21 protein-coding genes are annotated in these 21,588 nt (G+C 59.3%); 15 read left to right on the top strand and 6 right to left on the bottom strand.

The features are described from left to right. The first annotated feature begins 248 nt into the window (after positions 1 to 248). The 10 genes from rpsP (at position 249) to PMI29_RS13945 (ending at position 9,008) form a co-directional block, all read left to right on the top strand. Positions 249 to 500 carry a 30S ribosomal protein S16 gene (rpsP, locus tag PMI29_RS13900; protein WP_007972721.1) on the top strand — a complete coding sequence of 84 codons (252 nt, stop codon included), beginning with the start codon at positions 249 to 251 and terminating at the stop codon, positions 498 to 500. A 5-nt stretch (positions 501 to 505) separates the two neighbouring features. Continuing rightward, positions 506 to 1,042: a ribosome maturation factor RimM gene (gene rimM, locus PMI29_RS13905; RefSeq protein ID WP_007990026.1), complete on the top strand. Its 537-nt coding sequence runs from the start codon at positions 506 to 508 to the stop codon at positions 1,040 to 1,042. Between the two features lie 2 nt (positions 1,043 to 1,044). After that, entirely contained in the window at positions 1,045 to 1,797 is a 753-nt protein-coding gene (gene trmD, locus PMI29_RS13910; RefSeq protein ID WP_007998533.1) for a tRNA (guanosine(37)-N1)-methyltransferase TrmD, read from the top strand. A gap of 45 nt (positions 1,798 to 1,842) precedes the next feature. Beyond that, entirely contained in the window at positions 1,843 to 2,193 is a 351-nt protein-coding gene (rplS, locus tag PMI29_RS13915; RefSeq protein ID WP_003440273.1) for a 50S ribosomal protein L19, read from the top strand. A gap of 99 nt (positions 2,194 to 2,292) precedes the next feature. Then, positions 2,293 to 3,189 (top strand): site-specific tyrosine recombinase XerD, encoded by an 897-nt coding sequence (gene xerD / locus PMI29_RS13920; RefSeq protein ID WP_007998531.1) that lies wholly within the window; start codon positions 2,293 to 2,295, stop codon positions 3,187 to 3,189. A 208-nt stretch (positions 3,190 to 3,397) separates the two neighbouring features. Continuing rightward, positions 3,398 to 4,129 carry a bifunctional protein-disulfide isomerase/oxidoreductase DsbC gene (gene dsbC / locus PMI29_RS13925; RefSeq protein WP_007998529.1) on the top strand — a complete coding sequence of 244 codons (732 nt, stop codon included), beginning with the start codon at positions 3,398 to 3,400 and terminating at the stop codon, positions 4,127 to 4,129. A gap of 132 nt (positions 4,130 to 4,261) precedes the next feature. After that, entirely contained in the window at positions 4,262 to 5,566 is a 1,305-nt protein-coding gene (locus PMI29_RS13930; protein ID WP_007998527.1) for a homoserine dehydrogenase, read from the top strand. A 109-nt stretch (positions 5,567 to 5,675) separates the two neighbouring features. Next, the gene (gene thrC, locus PMI29_RS13935; protein WP_007998524.1) at positions 5,676 to 7,085 is read left to right on the top strand and encodes a threonine synthase; all 1,410 of its coding nucleotides are present in this window, start codon (positions 5,676 to 5,678) and stop codon (positions 7,083 to 7,085) included. A gap of 119 nt (positions 7,086 to 7,204) precedes the next feature. Next, entirely contained in the window at positions 7,205 to 8,560 is a 1,356-nt protein-coding gene (locus tag PMI29_RS13940; protein ID WP_007998522.1) for a transporter substrate-binding domain-containing protein, read from the top strand. A gap of 160 nt (positions 8,561 to 8,720) precedes the next feature. Beyond that, positions 8,721 to 9,008 (top strand): DUF3509 domain-containing protein, encoded by a 288-nt coding sequence (locus PMI29_RS13945; protein WP_007998520.1) that lies wholly within the window; start codon positions 8,721 to 8,723, stop codon positions 9,006 to 9,008. Positions 9,009 to 9,178: 170 nt separating this feature from the next. On the opposite strand, the gene PMI29_RS13950 is transcribed toward PMI29_RS13945, so the two are convergent. Further along, complete coding sequence (locus PMI29_RS13950) at positions 9,179 to 10,135, bottom strand: TIGR02285 family protein (RefSeq protein ID WP_007998517.1); 957 nt, start codon at positions 10,133 to 10,135, stop codon at positions 9,179 to 9,181. Then, positions 10,089 to 11,288, bottom strand: coding sequence for a CaiB/BaiF CoA transferase family protein (locus PMI29_RS13955; RefSeq protein ID WP_007998515.1), 1,200 nt, complete (start codon positions 11,286 to 11,288; stop codon positions 10,089 to 10,091). Before PMI29_RS13955 ends, PMI29_RS13950 begins: the two co-directional genes overlap by 47 nt. Before the next feature lie 148 nt (positions 11,289 to 11,436). On the opposite strand from PMI29_RS13955, the gene PMI29_RS13960 reads away from it, so the two are divergent. The 3 genes from PMI29_RS13960 (at position 11,437) to PMI29_RS13970 (ending at position 15,137) form a co-directional block, all read left to right on the top strand. Then, on the top strand, positions 11,437 to 11,979 hold the full coding sequence (locus tag PMI29_RS13960; protein ID WP_007998514.1) for a YaeQ family protein: 543 nt from the start codon (positions 11,437 to 11,439) through the stop codon (positions 11,977 to 11,979). A 66-nt stretch (positions 11,980 to 12,045) separates the two neighbouring features. Then, on the top strand, positions 12,046 to 13,755 hold the full coding sequence (recJ, locus tag PMI29_RS13965) for a single-stranded-DNA-specific exonuclease RecJ (protein WP_007998513.1): 1,710 nt from the start codon (positions 12,046 to 12,048) through the stop codon (positions 13,753 to 13,755). 275 nt (positions 13,756 to 14,030) lie between these two features. Then, a complete protein-coding gene (locus PMI29_RS13970) occupies positions 14,031 to 15,137 on the top strand; it encodes an NADH:flavin oxidoreductase/NADH oxidase (protein ID WP_007998512.1) in 1,107 nt (368 codons plus the stop codon). Positions 15,138 to 15,204: 67 nt separating this feature from the next. Here the strand turns inward: PMI29_RS13970 and glpD are convergent, their stop codons facing one another. The 4 genes from glpD to PMI29_RS13990 all read right to left on the bottom strand — a co-directional run bounded on the left by glpD (position 15,205) and on the right by PMI29_RS13990 (position 20,319). Continuing rightward, complete coding sequence (gene glpD, locus PMI29_RS13975) at positions 15,205 to 16,743, bottom strand: glycerol-3-phosphate dehydrogenase (RefSeq protein WP_007998511.1); 1,539 nt, start codon at positions 16,741 to 16,743, stop codon at positions 15,205 to 15,207. Between the two features lie 293 nt (positions 16,744 to 17,036). Next, complete coding sequence (locus tag PMI29_RS13980) at positions 17,037 to 17,792, bottom strand: DeoR/GlpR family transcriptional regulator (RefSeq protein WP_007971301.1); 756 nt, start codon at positions 17,790 to 17,792, stop codon at positions 17,037 to 17,039. Between the two features lie 95 nt (positions 17,793 to 17,887). Beyond that, positions 17,888 to 19,393, bottom strand: coding sequence for a glycerol kinase GlpK (glpK, locus tag PMI29_RS13985; protein WP_007998510.1), 1,506 nt, complete (start codon positions 19,391 to 19,393; stop codon positions 17,888 to 17,890). Between the two features lie 74 nt (positions 19,394 to 19,467). Beyond that, positions 19,468 to 20,319: an MIP/aquaporin family protein gene (locus PMI29_RS13990; RefSeq protein WP_007998509.1), complete on the bottom strand. Its 852-nt coding sequence runs from the start codon at positions 20,317 to 20,319 to the stop codon at positions 19,468 to 19,470. Positions 20,320 to 20,667: 348 nt separating this feature from the next. On the opposite strand from PMI29_RS13990, the gene ybaK reads away from it, so the two are divergent. Together ybaK and PMI29_RS14000 are read left to right on the top strand one after the other, a co-directional pair. Next, positions 20,668 to 21,138 carry a Cys-tRNA(Pro) deacylase gene (gene ybaK / locus PMI29_RS13995; RefSeq protein WP_007971306.1) on the top strand — a complete coding sequence of 157 codons (471 nt, stop codon included), beginning with the start codon at positions 20,668 to 20,670 and terminating at the stop codon, positions 21,136 to 21,138. 106 nt (positions 21,139 to 21,244) lie between these two features. Beyond that, the coding region (locus tag PMI29_RS14000) for a PhzF family phenazine biosynthesis protein (RefSeq protein ID WP_007998508.1) at positions 21,245 to 21,588 on the top strand (344 nt) is incomplete at its 3' end.

Below are 21,588 nucleotides of genomic sequence, written 5' to 3'. Positions count from 1 at the left end.
AATCCGCGCCGGTCATCGCACCGGCGCAGACCCCGCAAGGAAGCGGGATCTCCAGCAAACCCGCATTTGGCGGGAGCTGACCGGCCGTTTTCAACGACGGCTCTATAGCAAATCTGCACGGCGGCCGGTAGGCGCCGGAAAAAGTCATTTGCAAAAGTCCGGATATTCCTTAGAATATGCGGCCTTTCGGGCACCCATGCCCGCTGTGCATTTAGATTTGCAGCACCGACTACAGGAACGATGTTCACATGCTAACAATCCGTCTTGCCCTTGGCGGCTCCAAAAAGCGCCCGTTTTACCACTTGACCGTAACCGACAGCCGCAACCCGCGCGACGGTTCGCACAAGGAACAGGTTGGCTACTTCAACCCTGTTGCCCGTGGTCAGGAAGTTCGTCTGTCCGTGAACCAAGAGCGCGTAGCCTACTGGCTGAGCGTTGGTGCACAACCTTCTGAGCGCGTTGCTCAGTTGTTGAAGGAATCTGCTAAGGCTGCGGCCTGAGCAATATGAACGCGACGCCAGCCATTGCTGATGATTTGATCGTTATCGGCAAGATTTATTCTGTTCACGGCGTTCGCGGCGAAGTGAAGGTGTACTCCTTTACTGATCCGATTAAAAACCTGCTGGACTACAAAACCTGGACGCTCAAGCGTGAGGGTAATGTAAAGCAGGTAGAGCTGGTCAGCGGACGCGGGAATGACAAGTTCCTGGTCGCAAAGCTCAAGGGTCTCGATGATCGCGAAGAAGCTCGTCTTCTGGCCGGTTATGAGATCTGCGTGCCGCGCAACCTGTTCCCTGAACTTACCGACGGCGAGTACTACTGGTACCAGCTGGAAGGTCTCAAGGTTATCGACACGCTCGGACAACTGTTCGGGAAAATCGATCACCTGCTGGAGACCGGCTCGAACGATGTCATGGTGGTCAAACCTTGCGCTGGCAGCCTGGATGATCGCGAACGCCTGTTGCCCTATACGGAGCAATGCGTGTTGGCCGTCGACCTGGCCGCAGGCGAGATGAAGGTGGATTGGGATGCGGATTTCTAAGCGTGGCTAATTTGCGCGTAGAAGTGATCAGTCTGTTTCCCGAGATGTTCTCCGCCATCAGCGATTACGGCATCACCAGTCGTGCGGTGAAACAGGGGCTCTTGCAGCTCACCTGTTGGAATCCGCGAGACTACACGACGGATCGACATCACACTGTGGACGATCGCCCGTTTGGCGGTGGTCCGGGCATGGTGATGAAGATCAAGCCCCTGGAAGATGCTCTGGTTCAGGCCAAGGCAGCCGCCGGGGAGGGAGCGAAGGTAATTTACCTGTCCCCCCAAGGCCGTCAACTGACTCAGTCGGCGGTACGCGAGTTGGCGAATCTGGATGCATTGATCCTGATTGCCGGCCGCTATGAAGGCATTGACGAGCGTTTTATAGATGCTCATGTCGATGAAGAGTGGTCGATTGGTGACTATGTACTGTCTGGCGGCGAGCTGCCGGCGATGGTCCTGATCGATGCGGTTACACGACTGCTGCCTGGAGCTTTAGGGCATGCGGACTCCGCCGAGGAGGATTCCTTTACGGATGGTTTGCTGGATTGCCCGCACTACACCCGACCGGAGGTGTATGCGGATCAGCGTGTTCCCGACGTATTGCTAAGTGGCAATCACGCGCACATCCGGCGTTGGCGTTTACAGCAGTCCCTTGGTCGGACCTTTGAACGACGCGCCGATCTTCTGGAAAGCCGCTCGCTTTCTGGAGAAGAGAAGAAGCTGCTCGAGGAATACATCCGCGAGCGGGACGATAGTTAACAACGTATCGATGGTAGATCAGACGATTTACCTTAGGAGCACAGCATGACTAACAAAATCATCCTTGCACTCGAAGCAGAGCAGATGACCAAAGAGATCCCTCCCTTTGCCCCGGGCGACACCATTGTCGTTCAGGTGAAAGTGAAGGAAGGCGACCGTTCGCGTCTGCAAGCGTTCGAAGGTGTTGTTATCGCCAAGCGTAACCGCGGCGTAAACAGTGCATTCACCGTTCGTAAAATCTCCAACGGTGTTGGCGTAGAGCGTACTTTCCAGACCTACTCCCCGCAAATCGACAGCATGGCTGTCAAGCGTCGCGGTGACGTACGTAAAGCCAAGCTGTACTACCTGCGTGATCTGTCGGGTAAAGCAGCTCGCATCAAGGAAAAACTGGCTTAAGTCCAGATTCCGATGCAGAAAAAAGCAGCCTTCGGGCTGCTTTTTTGTTGTCTGCGATTTATCTTCGTTGACCGTGTTGCCGGTCTTGCCTGAGCCTTTATGCCCGCCATTGATCATCCCTTGATAGACCAGTTCCTCGACGCCCTGTGGCTAGAGAAAGGTCTCTCCGACAACACCCGCGATGCTTATCGCAGTGACCTTGCGCTGTTCAACGGCTGGCTGCAGGAAAAAGGCCTGGAACTGATCAACGCAGGCCGCGAGCTGATCCTCGATCACCTGGCCTGGCGCCTGGAGCAAAACTACAAACCCCGTTCGACCGCCCGATTTCTCTCCGGCGTGCGTGGCTTCTATCGCTATTTGCTGCGGGAAAAGCTGATTGCTGTCGATCCGACCCTTCGCGTCGATATGCCGCAACTCGGCAGGCCATTGCCAAAGTCCTTGTCGGAAGCAGATGTAGAGGCCTTGTTAAAAGCGCCGGATCTGAGCGAAGCCATCGGCCAGCGCGACCGCGCCATGCTCGAAGTGCTGTACGCCTGCGGACTGCGGGTGACCGAGCTGATCAGCCTCACCCTTGAACAAGTCAATTTGCGTCAAGGCGTGTTGCGTGTGATGGGCAAGGGCAGCAAGGAACGACTGGTGCCAATGGGCGAGGAGGCGATTGTCTGGGTCGAACGCTACATGCGTGATGCCCGCAGCGAACTGCTTGGCGGGCGTCCCAGCGATGTATTGTTCCCGAGCCAGCGTGGCGAGCAGATGACCCGCCAGACCTTCTGGCACCGGATCAAGCATCAGGCCAAGGTGGCCGGGATCGGCAAGTCGCTGTCACCGCACACGCTGCGCCATGCCTTCGCCACGCACCTGCTCAACCACGGTGCAGACTTGCGGGTGGTACAGATGCTGCTGGGGCACAGCGATTTGTCGACCACCCAGATCTATACCCACGTGGCACGCGCACGCTTGCAGGACCTGCACGCCAAACACCACCCGCGCGGTTAGCACGGGACTGTGTAGCAGCTGGCGAAGCCTGCGTCCGGCTGCTACATAAATGCGTCGTGCAACGTGAGCGAAATGTCGTGCATCAGGCGCATTCGGCCCCGGGAACCTTATGTGATAGGCTTGGCCGGTTTGCACGATGGGCGATTATGACCCGGTGTTTCGGCACGGGCGTTCTGATCGTCCCATATGTTCGCCTTCAGGAGTTCTCATGCGTCTGACCCAGATTTTCGCCGCCGCCGCCATTGCGTTGGTCAGCACCTTTGCCGTCGCCGATGACGCGGCCGACAAAGCCATTCGTAAAAGCCTGGAAAACCTCCAGCTCGAAGTCCCGGTGGAAAGCATCACCGCCAGCCCGTTGCCAGGCCTGTACGAAGTCAAGCTCAAAGGCAGCCGTGTACTGTACGCCAGTGCCGACGGCCAGTACGTGGTTCAGGGCTACCTGTTCGATCTCAAGGACGGCAAGCCGGTCAACCTGACCGAGAAGACCGAGCGCCTGGGCATTTCCAAGCTGATCAACGATATTCCGGTCGCTGAAACCGTGGTGTACCCGGCCATTGGCGAAACCAAGTCGCACATTACCGTGTTCACCGACACCACTTGCCCGTACTGCCACAAACTGCACGCCGAAGTGCCTGAGCTGAACAAACGCGGCATCGAAGTGCGTTACGTGGCGTTCCCGCGTCAGGGCCTGGGTTCGCCGGGTGACGAACAACTGCAAGCGGTGTGGTGTTCGAAAGACAAGAAAGCAGCCATGGACAAAATGGTCGACGGCAAGGAAATCAAGGCCGCCAAGTGCGATAACCCGGTTTCCAGGCAGTTCGCTCTCGGCCAGTCGATTGGCGTGAACGGCACACCGGCCATCGTTTTGGCCGACGGTCAGGTCATTCCGGGCTACCAGCCTGCGCCACAAGTCGCCAAACTGGCGCTGGGCGCGAAGTAAATTCGCATCGTCACGGCCAGCCTTGACGATCATGGTCCGGTAGCGACATCGCCGGGCCATCAATAGAGAACCGCGAGTCTGCGGTTGTTTTCACGGCCGGCCTTGAGTCGGCCGTTTTATGGGGAGTTCACAGTGAAACCGGTCAAAGTAGGCATCTGTGGGTTAGGAACCGTCGGTGGCGGTACCTTCAACGTACTTCAGCGCAACGCCGAGGAAATTGCTCGTCGTGCCGGGCGTGGGATCGAAGTGGCACAAATTGCCATGCGCACGCCAAAGCCTCAGTTCCAAACGACCGGTATTGCGATTACCAACGATGTCTTCGAAGTGGCCACGAACCCTGAGATCGACATCGTCATAGAGCTGATGGGCGGCTACACCGTTGCCCGCGAGCTGGTACTCAAGGCCATCGAGAATGGCAAGCATGTGGTCACCGCGAACAAGGCGCTAATCGCCGTTCACGGTAATGAAATTTTCGCCAAGGCCCGCGAGAAGGGCGTGATCGTTGCGTTCGAAGCGGCGGTGGCCGGTGGCATCCCGGTGATCAAGGCGATCCGCGAAGGGCTGTCCGCCAACCGCATCAACTGGGTGGCCGGCATCATCAACGGCACCGGCAACTTCATCCTGACGGAAATGCGCGAGAAGGGTCGCACCTTCGAAGACGTGTTGGCCGAAGCCCAGGCATTGGGTTACGCCGAAGCCGACCCGACCTTCGACGTTGAGGGTATCGACGCCGCGCACAAGCTGACGATCCTGGCGTCCATTGCGTTCGGCATCCCGCTGCAATTCGACAAGGCATACACCGAAGGCATCACCAAGCTGACCACGGCTGACGTGAACTACGCCGAAGCGCTGGGCTACCGTATCAAGCACCTGGGCGTGGCACGCAGCACCGCGGCCGGTATCGAACTGCGCGTGCACCCGACGCTGATCCCGGCCGATCGTCTGATCGCCAACGTCAACGGCGTGATGAACGCGGTGATGGTCAATGGTGACGCTGCCGGTTCAACCTTGTTCTACGGCGCCGGTGCCGGCATGGAGCCGACCGCCTCGTCGGTGATCGCCGACCTGGTGGACGTGGTTCGCGCCATGACCTCCGACCCGGAAAACCGCGTACCGCACCTGGCGTTTCAGCCGGATTCGCTGTCTGCTCACCCGATCCTGCCGATCGAAGCCTGCGAAAGCGCCTACTACCTGCGTATTCAGGCCAAGGACCATCCGGGCGTATTGGCTCAGGTCGCGAGCATCCTCTCGGAGCGTGGCATCAACATCGAGTCGATCATGCAGAAGGAAGCCGAGGAACACGACGGTCTGGTGCCGATGATCCTGCTGACCCACCGAGTGCTGGAGCAGCACATCAACGATGCGATCGCCGCCCTGGAAGCCTTGGCGGGCGTGGTTGGTCCGGTCGTACGGATCCGTGTCGAGCACCTGAATTAATTAAAAGCAGCGGCAAGCTGCAAGCTACAAGCGGCAAGTCAAAGGCAGATAGGCTTTTACTTGCAGCTTGTAGCTTGAAGCTTGCAGCCCAAACCGAAGGTTTGCCCTTATGCGCTACATCAGTACCCGCGGCCAGGCACCGGCCCTGAATTTCGAAGACGTCCTGCTGGCAGGCCTTGCCACCGACGGCGGTCTGTACGTCCCGGAAAACCTGCCACGCTTCACCCAGGAAGAAATCGCTTCCTGGGCCGGCCTGCCGTATCACGAGCTGGCTTTCCGCGTCATGCGCCCGTTCGTCACCGGCAGCATCCCGGATGCCGATTTCAAAAAAATCCTTGAAGAAACCTACGGCGTATTCGCCCACAACGCCGTTGCGCCGCTGCGTCAGTTGAACGGCAACGAATGGGTGCTGGAGCTGTTCCACGGCCCGACCCTGGCGTTCAAGGACTTCGCCTTGCAACTGCTCGGTCGTTTGCTCGACTACGTGCTGGAAAAGCGCGGCGAGCGCGTGGTGATCGTCGGTGCCACCTCCGGTGACACCGGTTCGGCCGCCATCGAAGGCTGCAAGCACTGCGAAAACGTCGACATCTTCATCCTGCACCCGCACAACCGGGTGTCCGAAGTACAGCGTCGGCAGATGACCACCATTTTCGGCGAGAACATTCACAACATCGCCATCGAAGGCAACTTCGACGACTGCCAGGAAATGGTCAAGGCCAGCTTCGCCGACCAGGGTTTCCTCAAGGGCACGCGCCTGGTCGCAGTGAACTCGATCAACTGGGCGCGGATCATGGCCCAGATCGTTTACTACTTCCACGCGGCCCTGCAACTGGGCGGCCCGGCACGTTCGGTGTCGTTCTCAGTGCCGACCGGCAACTTCGGCGACATTTTCGCCGGTTACCTGGCGCGCAACATGGGCCTGCCGATCAATCAGTTGATCGTCGCCACCAACCGCAACGACATCCTGCACCGCTTCATGAGCGGCAACCAGTACGTCAAGGAAACCCTGCACGCGACGCTGTCGCCGTCCATGGACATCATGGTGTCGTCGAACTTCGAACGCCTGCTGTTCGACCTGCATGGCCGCAACGGCGCGGCAATCGCCGGGCTGATGGATTCGTTCAAGCAGGGCGGCGGTTTCAGCGTCGAGCAAGAGCGCTGGACCGAAGCCCGCAAGCTGTTCGACTCGCTGGCCGTGGATGACGCGCAAACCTGCGAAACCATCGCCGAAGTCTACGAGCAGACTGGCGAAGTGCTGGATCCACACACTGCCATCGGGGTGAAAGCTGCGCGGGAGTGCCGCCGCAGCCTGGACATTCCAATGGTGATCCTGGGCACCGCCCACCCGGTCAAATTCCCGGACGCCGTGGAAAAAGCCGGTGTAGGAAAAGCTCTCGAACTGCCTGCACATCTTTCTGATTTGTTTGAACGAGACGAACGTTGCACCGTATTGCCAAATGACCTGAAGGCCGTGCAGGCCTTTGTCAGTCAGCATGGCAACCGCGGCAAGCCGCTATAACCGGTCAGCGCTGTTACATTTTGAAGCCCGTCTCCTGACGGGCTTTTTCATTTCTGCATGCACACTTGTCGTGTTATCGCCGCGAAAGGACAGGCGAGTGGATCACCAAGGACATGGGAATGCGGTTTACAAGTGTGTTCAAGCCAGTCGCGCGCTGGCTGATTTTATTCGGCATCCTGGGAGCCGCCGGATGGGGAGGGGCAAGCCCTGCATCGATTCAGGAGCGTGGGAAGACTGTCGCACGTTCAGTGGTCGTGCTGGATGACCAGGAGGTGCAGTGGATAGCCAGCCATCCACGGGTCGTGGTCACCGCACTGGAATACCCGTTGTACCAGTTCAAGGATGAGTATGGTCAATGGACGGGCCTGAACAGTGACCTGCTCAAGCGCATCAGTGACATGACGGGGTTGCAGTTCGTTTACGAAGAGTCTTTTTCAGTCGATCAGATGTTGGCACGCCTGGAAAGCGGCGCGGCGGATTTGAGCACCACGCTGTCAGTTAATGACGAACGCAAGGCGTTTCTCGATTTCAGCCATGCGTTCGGCGGTGCAGGATGGGTCTTTGTCGGGCAGGCCGGGGCACCGCCGGTGCAGTCGCTGGAGGATCTGGCGAAGCGGGTACTGGTGCTGCCGACCCGGCATGCACTGGAGGCGACGATCCGTCGCGATTATCCGTCCATAGAGTTGCGTTCGGTCAAGACCTACGCCGAAGCCCGTGCCTGGGTTGAAAGCGGCGAAGCCTATGTAACCATCGAAAGCGAAATCGGCGCCCAGCTTATTCCGTCGGGCCGGCTGCAGATCGGGGCTGTGGTGCCGGGCAAATGGGATGCGGATTATCTGGCGGTGCGCAAAGGCCAGCCGCAGTTGCTGAGTATCCTCAACAAGGCGCTTGAGGCGTTTCCTGCGCAGGAACTGCGCGACCTTCGCTTGAAGTGGTTCGGTGGCGCTACCGTGCCACAGGCGCCTGGCTTCTGGCAGCGGCTTGACCAATGGGTCTGCTGGGGCATGTTTGTGCTCAGCCTGTTCGGCCTGTTGTCCCTGCTCTGGAACCGGCGGTTGGCGGTGGTGGTCAGGCAGCGGCTCGAGGCCCAAAGGTGCCTGCGCGATCAGCTCGCATTCCAGCATGCCCTGATGGATGCCATGCCTGACCCGATGTTTGTCCGTGATCTGCAAGGGCGTTTGATCATGTGCAACAAAAGTTATGAGGACGCCTTGTCGACGCGTTTTGACCGGATGCAGGGGCGGCAGTTGATCGAGGTCGATGTCATGCCCAGACAAACCGCGGAACTGCTGCATGCCGAGTTCCTGGCTCAGTTGAGTACGCGCAGGACGCGCTTCTTCGAGCGCCAATTGATGTTCAAGGAAGGTGTCAGGGATATCTACCAGTGGACGGTGCCGTTTTACACGGCGGATGGCCAGCTACGAGGATTGCTGGGGGGCTGGGCCGATATCGCCAGGCGTACCCGACAAACGTGACGGTTGCGTTTTTTCTCTGTCATGTTCGCCGTGCATGCTCTCTTGACTGACCTGTAGTTTCATCTGCGGTCAGTATCCAGAACTTTCTTCTCGGGCCAGCGGTCATCTGTTTTAGGCATGCCCCAGGCACGTTGTTTCGGACTATTGAGTGGTGATCGGGATGGAAAGTATCAGTTTGTTGCTCGGTGAGGCGCTGAGCCCGTATCAGGTCACATTGACCCCGTCAGGTATTCGTGGCGAATGCCGGGTGACCCTGAAGAATGCTATCGGCGCGACCGTGGTCGAGCGCGAGTTCAATCAAGCCCAGTTCAATGACAAACGCCTGCTGACGGATGTGGTCGACGGATTGCATCGCGACGTGCTGATCGCTGAAGGACGCCTGGAGCCTTGTGTCATCGCGGCATTGCGCAATGCTGCCCAGGACAAGCTTCTGGCCAGCCGCAATTGAACGGATTTTTGTGGGAACCTTCCCGCGCCCAGGTCAGTCAGACTTTGTAACGGCAGGATCAAGCATTGTGCTCCGGTGCTTGTAGCTTGCTGCTACTGGTCTTCAAGCAGGCCACGTTTAACCCCGGGTCGTCTCCCCACTTCCCGGGGTTTCTTTTTGCCCGGGATTTGTCATGGTTGCGCCAGATTGTCGAAAAACGCCTTGGTGTCTTTCAGGTAATCGCTGCGACTCTCCGGATCCAGCCAGGCGGCGTAGGCCTCGTCAAGGTGTTCGCGGGGAAGGGTGCGCAGCACCTGGTTGATCTCGACAATGGCCTGCCGGCCCTTTGGCGTGTCGGTACAACCGATGTAGCCGGACAGGTATTTGCCCGTGCCGCGAATCGGATAGAACTGCAATTCATCCTCGGCGATGCCTTGCAACGAGGCCTGGTAGCGAATTTCCGGGCGATAGCCCAGCAGCAGGTGCAAGCGTCCCAGGCGCTGCATTTGCAGCAGGCTGCCCAAGGCATCGTTGCCGTAATGAGGGGTCAGCGCTTCGGCTGGCGCTTGCTTGAGCAGCCCGTCGAGGTATTCGCCGTAATTGCGCTCGGCAATGATCCCCAGTTTTTCACTGCCGCTGGCGAGGAGCTCTGCCAGGTCCACTTCGCCATCCTTGATAAAGGGGGCCAACACTTTCTGGTCAGCACGCCGCACGGCCAGGCCATTGCTCATGGCGCGGAAGACCGGGATGGAAAAGGCGATCCAGTGTTCCCTCTCCTTGCTCCAGTTCAGCGCCGCGTCGCAGACGAGAGACGGTTCGTGGAGCATTTGCAGTCCACGCGCGCGATTGACCCTCATCACGCGGTGCTGGTACTGCGGCATGCCGGCAATCAACAGTGGAAGCAGTTGATCGATGACACCCTGGCCTTTTTTCGGCCCATCGAAAATCGTCAGCGGCGGCAGGTCGCGCTTGAGCCAGATCAGGGGTTCCCTGGTTTGCGCCAGGGCTGACGGGAGCGGTTCAAGGAGCAAGAGTAAAATCGCCAGCATGCACAGCAGCCACCCGTCGAGCGAAGGGCAGCGTCGAGGCAGGCGCCTGAGTTCAGATGGCTCCGTCTTTGCGCAACTGTGCGATCTGCGTCGCGTCATAGCCAAGTTCCTGGAGTACCTGTGCGTTGTGCTCACCCAGTTGTGGCCCGACCCATTCACATTCACCGGGCGTCTCTGAGAGTTTCGGCACAATGCCCGGCATCTTGAAGTCTTTGCCATCCGGCAGTTTGGCTTGCAGGAACATTTCTCGCGCCAGGTACTGAGGGTCATTGAACATGTCTTCGGCGCTGAAGATCCGGCTGGCCGGCACGTCGGCCTGATTGAGCAGCGCCAGCACCCTGTCCAGCGGCAACGAGTTGACCCAGCGATCGATGACGCCATAGATCTCGTCGCGTCGGGCATCGCGGCCATCGTTGCTGGCAAGCAGAGGGTCGTTGGCCAGGTCTTCCCGGCCAATGATCAGCATGAAGCGTTTGAAGATCGCGTCGCCATTGGCGCCGATCTGCACATGCTTGCCATCGGCACTGGTGTGGATCGAGGACGGGGTGATGCCGGGCATGATATTGCCCGTGCGTTCGCGGATGAAGCCGAACACGTCGAACTCCGGGACCATGCTTTCCATCATTGCGAAGATGGCTTCATACAGCGCCACGTCCACCACTTGTCCCTGGCCGCCGTTGACCTCGCGATGACGCAGGGCCATCAACGCGCCGATCACGCTCCAGAGCGCGGCAATCGAGTCGCCGATGGAAATGCCGGTACGCACCGGTGGCCGGTCTTCGAAGCCGGTGATGTAGCGCAGGCCTCCCATGGATTCACCGACCGCGCCAAAGCCGGGCTGATCCTTCATCGGGCCGGTCTGGCCGAAACCCGACAGCCGCACCATGACCAGTTTCGGGTTCAAGGCGTGCAGGACATCCCAGCCCAGGCCGAGTTTTTCCAGGACGCCGGGACGAAAGTTTTCGATCAGAATGTCTGCTTCACCCAGCAGCTGTTTCAGGATCGCCTGACCGTCGGGGTGCTTGAGATTGAGGGTCAGGGACTTTTTGTTGCGCGCCTGGACGAACCACCACAACGAAGTGCCTTCATACAACTTGCGCCATTTGCGCAATGGATCACCGCCGTCCGGGGATTCGATCTTGATCACATCGGCACCGAATTCGGCGCAAATGCGCGAGGCAAACGGGCCGGCAATCAAGGTGCCCAATTCAATGACTTTCAGACCGGAAAGCGGTTTGGCGGTGAGCGACATGCTGGATCCTGTGGGGGCAAAGGTTGAGCGAATAGAGGGTTTTAACATAGCCGACTGTCCGACGCTCCAGCTTGATTGTGTTCTATTCGTGGATTGCCCGTCGCATCGGGTAGACTTGCCGACTTTCCTCGTATCAAGAAGCCCGTTCATGGCCCAGCCGTCCACGACCTACAAGTTTGAACTGAACCTCACCGACCTTGACCGCAGCGTCTATGAGAACGTGAAGCAGACCATCGCCCGTCACCCTTCGGAAACCGAAGAGCGCATGACCGTACGCCTGCTGGCCTACGCCCTTTGGTACAACGAGCAGCTGTCGTTTGGCCGTGGTCTGTCGGAAGTGGATGAACCGGCCTTGTGGGAAAAAAGCCTGGATGACCGTGTCCTGCACTGGATAGAAGTCGGCCAGCCGGATGCCGAGCGCCTGACCTGGTGTTCGCGCCGCACTGAGCGCACCAGCCTGCTGGCCTATGGCAGCCTGCGCGTGTGGGAAGGCAAAGTGGTGCCGGCGGTGAAAAACCTGAAGAACGTCAACATCGCTGCCGTGCCTCAGGAAGTCCTGGAGACCCTGGCCAAAGACATGCCACGGGTTATCAAGTGGGACGTGATGATCAGCGAAGGGACGATCTTCGTCACCGACGACCGTGGTCAGCACGAAGTTCAGTTGCAGTGGTTGGCCGGTGAGCGCGGCTGATTTTTCGCCGCTTTAGCGTGTCACCCGGTTTTATCCTACGTATTCAAGAGAAGCCCCTGTCACCCCATGCGCATCGAACCTCGCCTGCTGCCCGATACCCTGCCATTCCTCGGTGATATTCCGCCGCTGCTGACCCGCCTGTACGCGGCGCGGGGCGTGCAATCCGAGGCGGAACTGGACAAGAGCCTGGCGCGGTTGATTCCGTTCCAGCAACTCAAGGGTATCGATGCCGCCGTGGACCTGCTGGTGACGGCGCTCGAACAGCGTCAGCGCATTCTGATCGTCGGCGACTTCGATGCCGACGGTGCGACGGCCAGCACCGTGGGTACCCTGGGTTTGCGCCTGTTGGGTGCTGCACATGTTGATTACCTGGTGCCTAACCGTTTCGACTACGGCTATGGCCTGACACCGGAAATCGTCGCGGTGGCGCTGGAGCGCCAGCCTCATCTGCTGATCACCGTGGACAATGGCATCTCCAGCGTAGATGGCGTGGCCGCGGCGAAAAAGGCCGGGCTCAAGGTGCTCGTCACCGACCACCACTTGCCCGGCGACGAACTGCCGTTGGCCGACGCCATCGTCAATCCGAACCAGCCGGGTTGCGCGTTCCCGAGCAAGGCACTGGCCGGTGTCGGGGTGATTTTCTATGTGCTGATGGCCCTGCGTGCGCGATTGCGCGAACTCGGCTGGTACACAAGCAAGCCGCAGCCGAATATCGGCGAATTGCTCGATCTGGTGGCCTTGGGCAGCGTGGCCGACGTGGTGCCGCTGGATGCCAACAACCGGATTCTGGTGCATCAGGGCCTGGAACGGATTCGTGCCGGACGTGCCCGGCCGGGGATCAAGGCGATCCTCGAAGTGGCCAAGCGCGATCATGCGCGTATCACCTCCACCGACCTGGGCTTCATTGTCGGCCCGCGCCTGAACGCGGCGGGGCGCCTGGATGACATGAGCCTGGGCATTGAATGCCTGCTGACCGAAGACTCAGGTCTGGCCCGTGAGATGGCTGCTCAATTGGACGGCATGAACCAGGATCGAAAGTCCATCGAGCAGGGCATGCAGCGCGAAGCGCTGGCGCAGCTCAAGGATCTGCCAGTGGAGTCGATGCCGTTCGGCTTGTGCCTGTTCGATCCCGAGTGGCATCAGGGCGTCATCGGTATCCTCGCGTCACGGATGAAAGAGCGCTATTTCCGCCCGACCATCGCCTTTGCCGATGCCGGAGATGGCCTGCTCAAAGGCTCGGGGCGTTCGGTCCAGGGCTTTCACATCCGCGACGCCTTGAGTGTGGTGGCGGCGCAACATCCGAACCTGATCACCAAGTACGGTGGCCACGCCATGGCGGCTGGCCTGACGCTGCCGGAAGCGAATTTCCCTTTGTTCGCCGAAGCTTTTGACGCTGAAGTGCGCCGGCAACTGCGCGAGGAAGACCTGACTGGCCGCCTGCTGTCGGACGGCACCCTGGCGGTGGAAGAGTTTCACCTGGAACTGGCCCGTGCCCTGCGGCATGCCGGCCCATGGGGGCAGCACTTCCCGGAGCCGTTGTTTCATGGGGTGTTCCAGTTGGTCGAGCAGCGCGTCGTTGGCGAACGGCACCTCAAAGTCGTGCTCAAAAGTGAATGTGGTTCGGTGAAACTCGACGGCATTGCCTTCGGGATCGATCGCGACATCTGGCCGAATCCGACCATCAAGTGGGTGGAACTGGCCTACAAACTCGACCTCAACGAGTTTCGCGGGAACGAGACGGTTCAGCTGATGATTGCCCACATCGAACCGCGTTGACCCCCTGTAGGAGCGAGCTTGCTCGCGATGGACGTGAACGATGGCGCTGGGGACCTGATACCCCGCGGTGTCCTGTCGTCCATCGCGAGCGAGCTCGCTCCTACAAGGGGCAACATCCCCCGATGTCGACTAGGCTCTAAACACTGCTTGATTTTAGCCTTGTGACGTCTTGTCGAATTTTTTGCCCGCGGGGGCGGGTGTTGTACCTTTTTCCTGTCACTCGTCGACTATTCAAACAGAACCTGGAGCCTGCCCACTGATTCGAGAGGTGCCCCATGAGTCTGCTGCTTGAACCCTTTACCATTCGCCAATTGACCCTGCCCAACCGCATCGCGGTATCGCCGATGTGCCAGTATTCCTGCTCCGATGGCCTGGCCAATGACTGGCACCTGGTCCACCTCGGCAGCCGTGCTGTCGGCGGGGCAGGGCTGGTGTTTACCGAAGCCACGGCAGTCACCGCCGACGGGCGTATCACCGCTCAGGACCTTGGTCTGTGGAATGACGAGCAGATCGAACCCCTGCAACGCATCACCCGCTTCATCAGCGCCCAGGGCGCCGTTGCCGGCATTCAATTGGCCCATGCCGGGCGCAAGGCCAGTACCTACCGGCCATGGCTTGGCAAACACGGTAGCGTCAAACCCAACGATGGCGGCTGGTTGCCGGTCGGACCTTCACCCATTGCGTTCGATCCACAGCACACGCAACCCAGACAACTGGATGACGGCGAGATCGCCAAGGTGATCCAGGCGTTTGTCGACGCAGCAAAGCGCTCTCTGATTGCCGGTTTCAAGGTGGTCGAAGTCCACGCGGCCCATGGTTACCTGCTGCACCAGTTCCTGTCGCCGTTGAGCAATCAGCGTCGCGATCAATATGGCGGTTCGTTCGAAAATCGCATTCGGCTGGTGCTGCAGGTCACCGAAGCGGTGCGTGCGGTGTGGCCTGAAGAGTTGCCGGTGTTTGTCCGGGTCTCGGCCACCGACTGGGTGGAAGATGGCTGGAACCCTGATGAAACCGTGGAGTTGGCGCGCCGCCTGAAAGACCTGGGCGTGGACCTGATCGATGTCTCGTCGGGCGGGACGGCGGCGAATGCGGAGATTCCCACAGGGCCTGGTTATCAGACCCGCTTCGCCGAGCGTGTGCGCAAGGAGTCGGGCATGGCCACCGGCACGGTTGGCATGATCACCGAGCCGGCCCAGGCCGAGCACATCCTGCGCACCTGTCAGGCCGATATCATTTTCCTGGCCCGTGAGTTGTTGCGCGATCCGTACTGGGCGCTGCATGCAGATGACGATCTGGGCGGGCACAAGGCCGTGTGGCCGGCGCAGTATCAGCGGGCGACCCACCGTGAGCAGCCCATTCACGAATCGGATTTGCGCGACTGAAATCCATCGATACGAAAAAGCCCCTGAATCGTGAGATTCAGGGGCTTTTGTTTGTTACGTGTCTCGATCAGGCCGCTTCGATCTTGCTGCGGTTCTGTTCGACCTTGTTCAGGTAGTCCTTGAGCTTTTCCTGTTCGGCCACCGTCGTGAACAAACCGAGCTTGCTACGACGCCAGAGGATATCGTGGGCGCTGGTTGCCCATTCTTCGCTGCACAAATAGTCGACTTCACGGGTATAGAGACCGCCGCCGATGTGTTCACCCAGATCGCTGAGGTCCTGTACGCCTTCGAGCATGCGCCAGGTACGGCTGCCGTAGGTGGTGGCCCAGCGGCGAGCGATCTCGCTCGGTACCCAGTCGAATCTGTCGCGGATACGCGAGGTCAAGGCTTGCGGGGTGGTCATGTCTTCACCGCCCGGCAGCGTGGCGCTGGCGGTCCAGCTTGGCTTGATGTGCTTGAAGTACGGTGCCAGTTGCGCCAGCGCCGACTCGGCCAGTTTGCGATAAGTGGTGAGTTTGCCGCCGAATACGGACAGCAACGGAGCTTCTTCGCCAGAGCCCGACAGCGCCAGGGTGTAATCGCGGGTCACGGCCGACGGGTTATCGGATTCGTCGTTGCACAGCGGGCGCACGCCGGAATAGCTGTGCAGGATGTCGTCGCGGCTGATTTGCTTTTTGAAGTGGGCGTTGACCACGTTCAACAGGTAATCGGTTTCGCCGTCGGTAATTGCAACGGCAGCCGGATCGCCGGTGTACTCGCGGTCGGTGGTGCCGATCAGGGTGAAGCGGTTCAGGTACGGAATGGTGAACACGATGCGCTGATCTTCGTTTTGCAGGATGTGCGCGTGTTCGCCTTCGTACAGTTTCGGCACGATCAGGTGGCTGCCCTGGATCAGGCGGATGCCATATGGCGATTCCATCTTCAAGTCATCACGAATGAACCTGGCGACCCATGGCCCGGCCGCATTGACCAATGCCTTGGCGCGGATCGAAAACAGGCTGCCATCGGCGCGTTCCAGGTGCAGGTGCCACAGGCCCTTGGTACGCCGTGCGCTGACGCAGCGGGTCTGAGTGTGAACGTGGGCGCCTTTTTCCCGGGCGGCCATGGCGTTCAACACCACCAGTCGCGCATCGTCGACCCAGCAATCGGAGTATTCGAAACCCTTGGTGATCTCGCTTTTCAGGGCACTGTCAGGACCGAACTTCAGGCTTTTCGAACCTTGCAGTTGCTCGCGTTTGCCCAGGTTGTCATAGAGGAAAAGACCGGCGCGGATCATCCACGCCGGGCGCAGGTGCGGGCGGTGTGGCAGCACGAAGCGCATTTGCTTGACGATGTGCGGGGCTTTGGCCAGCAGCACTTCACGTTCGGCCAGGGCTTCACGCACCAGGCGGAATTCGTAATGTTCGAGGTAGCGCAGGCCACCGTGGATCAGCTTGCTGCTGGCCGACGAAGTATGGCTGGCCAGGTCATCCTTTTCGCAAAGGAACACCGAGAGGCCGCGACCGGCAGCATCCGCTGCGATCCCCACGCCATTGATCCCGCCACCGATGACGGCGATATCGTAAACCTCGGCGAGAGGGGGCGTAGACAAGGTGGAAGTGGGCATCGGCTCGGCCTCGGAATTCTTTTATGTTCTGTATTTGAAATCGAACATTAATGTTCATTTGCGAAAATACTAGCCCATAAAGAGGCGCACAGCCAGTCAGCTTCGATTGAAAATACTCATCGAAGGGCCGTTAAAGGAAAATTTACGAACATTTTGATGCGCGTTATGGCGCAAGAGGGATGCTGTATGTGCGATCGTCTTCGCGGGCAAGCCCGCTCCCACAAGGATCACACGGGCCTGTGGGAGCGGGCTTGCCCGCGATAGCGCCAGTGTAGGCACTGGAGATGGTGGGGTTAAACGACTTCCAGCCGAACCTTGTGCTGGTTCAACAGCTGCGCCAGCGCCGGCGAAGGTTGCTGATCGGTGACCAGGCAATCGACCAGGCTGATCGGCCCCAGGCGAATCATGGCGTTGCGCCCGAACTTGCTGGAGTCGGCCGCGAGGATCACTTGCCGGGCATTGGCGATGATCGCCTGGGATACCCGCACTTCCTGATAGTCGAAATCCAGCAGGCTACCGTCCTCATCGATACCACTGATGCCCACCAGGGCGAAATCAACCTTGAACTGGTTGATGAAGTCGACACTGGCCTGACCCACCACACCGCCGTCGCGCCGTACGTTGCCACCGGTCAGCAGCACGTCGAAGTCGTCCTTGGCGCTGAGCATCGACGCCACATGCAGGTTGTTGGTGATGATCTTCAGGTGACTGTGGTTGAGCAGTGCCCGGGCGATGGATTCGGTGGTGGTGCCGATGTTGATGAACAGCGAGGCATGGTCGGGAATCTGCGCGGCAATGGCTTCGCCGATACGCTGTTTTTCATCGCGCATCTGATCGGCGCGCATGGCGTAGGCGGTGTTTTCGACACTGGAATCATAGGCGGCGCCACCGTGGTAGCGACGCAATAAATTGGCTTCCGCGAGCTGATTGATATCGCGGCGGATGGTCTGCGGTGTAACAACGAACAACGTGGCCATTTCCTCGATGCTGACATAGCCGCGTTCGCGGACCAGTTCGAGGATTTGCTGCTGACGGGGAGGCAGATTCATGGGGCGTCCTTTGGGCTGCCGTGCAAAATTTGCCCATGATGCCGCAGGAATCCGCTCCCTACCAGTTACAACCAGATACGAGTCTGGGACCAGGCTTATTCAGCCGCGTCTTCAGCCTCCCAATTGCGGGTGCGGCTGACGGCTTTTTTCCAGCCGGCGTAGAGTTTTTCCTTCGCAGCTTCATCCAGGGTCGGCTCGAACTGGCGCTCGATCACGGCCTTGCCACGCAACTCTTCCAGGCTGCCCCAGAAGCCACAGGCCAGGCCGGCCAGGTAAGCGGCGCCGAGTGCGGTGGTTTCGCGCATTTGCGGGCGCTCGACCTGGGTGCCGAGGATGTCGGCCTGGAACTGCATCAGGAAGTTGTTGGCCACCGCGCCGCCATCCACGCGCAGGGCCTTGAGGCGTTCGCCGGAGTCCTGCTGCATGGCGTCCAGCACATCGCGGGTCTGGTAGGCGATCGACTCGAGCGCGGCACGAATGATGTGATCCACGCGTACACCGCGGGTCAGGCCAAACAGTGCGCCACGGGCGTACGGGTCCCAGTAGGGAGCGCCAAGACCGGTGAAGGCCGGCACCAGGTACACACCGTTGCTGTCCTTGACCTTGTTGGCGAAGTATTCGGTGTCGTGGGCGTCGTTGATGATTTTCAGTTCGTCACGCAGCCACTGCACGGTAGAGCCGCCGTTGAACACCGCGCCTTCCAGCGCGTAGGCCACTTCGCCACGTGGGCCGCAAGCGATGGTGGTCAGCATGCCGTGTCGGGATTTCACCGCCTTGTCACCGGTGTTCATCAGCAGGAAGCAGCCAGTGCCGTAGGTGTTTTTCGCCTGGCCTGGCTCGACGCACATCTGTCCGAACAGGGCGGCTTGCTGGTCACCGGCAATGCCGCCGATGGCGATGCCGCTTTTGGTACGGCCATAAATTTCCGAGGACGATTTAACTTCCGGCAGCATTTCGCGCGGAATATCCAGTATCTCCAGCATCTTCGCGTCCCACTCCAGGGTGTGGATGTTGAAGAGCATGGTGCGCGAAGCGTTGGTGTAGTCGGTGACATGCACCTTGCCGCCGGTAAATTTCCAGATCAGCCAGCTGTCGACGGTGCCGAACAGCAGCTCGCCGTTGCGCGCGCGTTCGCGGCTGCCTTCGACATTGTCGAGGATCCACTTGAGCTTGGTGCCGGAGAAGTAAGGGTCGGTGACCAGGCCGGTGGTTTCGCTGATGTATTGCTCGTGACCATCGCGTTTGAGCTGCTGGCAGATCTCGGTGCTGCGTCGGCATTGCCAGACGATTGCGTTGTAGATCGGGCGGCCGGTGTTCTTGTCCCACACCACGGTAGTTTCGCGCTGGTTGGTGATACCGATGGCTGCCACCTGGTCGTGGTGCAGGCCGGCTTGTGCCAGGGCCTCGACCATCACGGCGCTTTGGGTGGCGAAGATTTCCATCGGGTCATGCTCGACCCAGCCGGCTTGCGGGTAATGCTGGGCGAACTCCCGTTGGGCGGTGCAGACCACATTTGCGTCGCGGTCGAAAATGATCGCGCGGGAGCTGGTCGTACCCTGATCGAGGGCAATGATGTAGTTCTTATTCTGTGTGTCGGTCATGTCGATTGCCTTGGGGTGAATAAGGGAGTGAGGTCTGGCGCGCGATCAAAGGGCAGGGGCACGCGCCAACGGTATCAAGAAGTTCTGGGTTTGCCGTCAATGGCAGGTAGTGCGTCCTTTGTAGCAGGCACGGCGCTGGGCAGATGGCGGGCAATCAGCCCGCGATAGGCGGCAGCACCGAGGCAGGCACCGACAATCGGTGCAAAAACAGGAATCAGGAAATACGGAATATCGCGTCCGCCGGTGAAGGAAATTTCACCCCAGCCAGCGAAGAAAGTCATCAGTTTAGGGCCGAAGTCCCGCGCCGGGTTCATGGCAAAACCGGTCAGCGGTCCCATCGAGCTGCCGATCACCGCAATCAGCAGGCCGATCAGCAGCGGTGCCAGCGGGCCTTTTGGCAGGCCATTGTTGTCGTCTGTCAGGGACATGATCACGCCCATCAGGATGGCCGTAATGATCACCTCGACCAGAAACGCCTGGGCGGTGGTCAGCACAGGATTCGGGAAAGTGGAGAACACGGAGGCCAATTCAAGGCTTGCCTGGGTTCCGCGAACCATATGGTGCGTTTGTTCGAATTCGAAGAATAGATTGCTGTAAAGCGTGTAAACCAACAGCGCTCCACAGAAGGCGCCTGCCACTTGAGCAAGCATGTAGAAAGGTAATTTACGCTTTTCGAAGTCCGCGAAAATACTCAGGGCAATGCTGACGGCGGGGTTCAGATGTGCCCCGGAAACTCCGGCGGTGAGGTAGATCGCCATGCTGACGCCGACGCCCCAGATAATGCTGATTTCCCACAAGCCAAAACTGGCACCCGCGACTTTGAGCGCGGCAACGCAACCCGTACCAAAAAAGATCAGCAGCGCCGTACCCAGGAATTCGGCCATGCATTGGCTCGAGAGCGACGGTTGTTGTAAAGCAGTTGTCATTGAAACCTCGGTTTTTTTTGTTGTCTGGCGCTGTTTCCATCATGGTCGGAGCGCGGTTTTCAGCGAGGCAGGATCCCCATCCTGATCGCGGTTTACTGCTGGATGCTGCGGTAGGACGTTTCGTGCAGTTTCAGAAACGAAAAAATATAGACAAGAAACACTGCTGTCAAAGGTCGAAAGTGAACCGTCGGTCATAAATAAACTATTCGTCGCATGAATGAACGAGTCTTTGGGTGCTGGGAAGGCTGGGTTATGGCGTCATGGATGCGCTGCCCTGGAGCCTTTTAACGATCAATGTCCTAGAATCCGCCGCAGTATTTTTCTTCTGCCGCCCAATCTGGAGCTACCATGACCCCCGCATTGGATTTGTTGAAAAAGGTTCGGGCCGAACATCGCGTACACAGTTACGAACATGACCCGAAGGCCGCCTCCTACGGGTTGGAAGCAGCGGAGAAACTGGGGCTCGACCCGGCTCAGGTGTTCAAGACCTTGCTGGCGGCCAGCGAAAAGGGCGAATTGTTGGTGGCGGTGGTGCCGGTTGTCGGCAGCCTGGATTTGAAAGGGCTGGCCCACGCCGCTGGCGTGAAAAAGGTCGAAATGGCCGACCCGGCGGCGGCGCAGCGCTCCACTGGCTATCTGTTGGGCGGGATCAGTCCGCTGGGGCAGAAAAAGCGTTTGCGAACCTTCATTGATAATTCAGCCCAGCCCTTCGCCAGTATTTTTGTCAGTGCGGGCCGGCGCGGACTGGAAGTCGAACTGGCGCCGGCCGTGCTGGCCGAACACACCCAGGCGAAGTTTGCCGATATCGGTCGCGCATGAGCGTCGAAGTGAACGCAGCGCTGTATGGTGAAAATCAGCCCGCTCTGTCACTGGTGCCAGTTAAGCCAGCACGGCATGCTCGACGATCTGACAAAGGGAGAAGGTTATGCAGCTGGAGTTTCATCAGGTCGACGCGTTCAGCAATCAGCCATTCAGTGGCAACCCGGCGATGGTCTATCGGCTCGAAACCTGGCTCGCCGATGAGTTGATGCAAAAGATTGCCGCCGAGCACAACCTCGCCGAAACGGCATTTGTCGTGCGCGAAGGGCAGGGCTGGCACATCCGCTGGTTTACGCCGACCACCGAGGTGCCATTGTGCGGTCACGCGACGCTGGCTAGCGCCTATGTATTGTTTGAAATCTATAAAGAGCCGGTCGAGCGACTGGACTTCACCTGCAAATCCGGACCGTTGAGCGTGACCCGTGAAGGTGGGCGCCTGTGGCTGGATTT

The organism is Pseudomonas sp. GM49, assembly GCF_000282355.1.
In the GTDB taxonomy this organism is placed as follows: Bacteria; Pseudomonadota; Gammaproteobacteria; order Pseudomonadales; family Pseudomonadaceae; genus Aquipseudomonas.
This window is presented reverse-complemented; position numbering and strand designations above follow the sequence as displayed.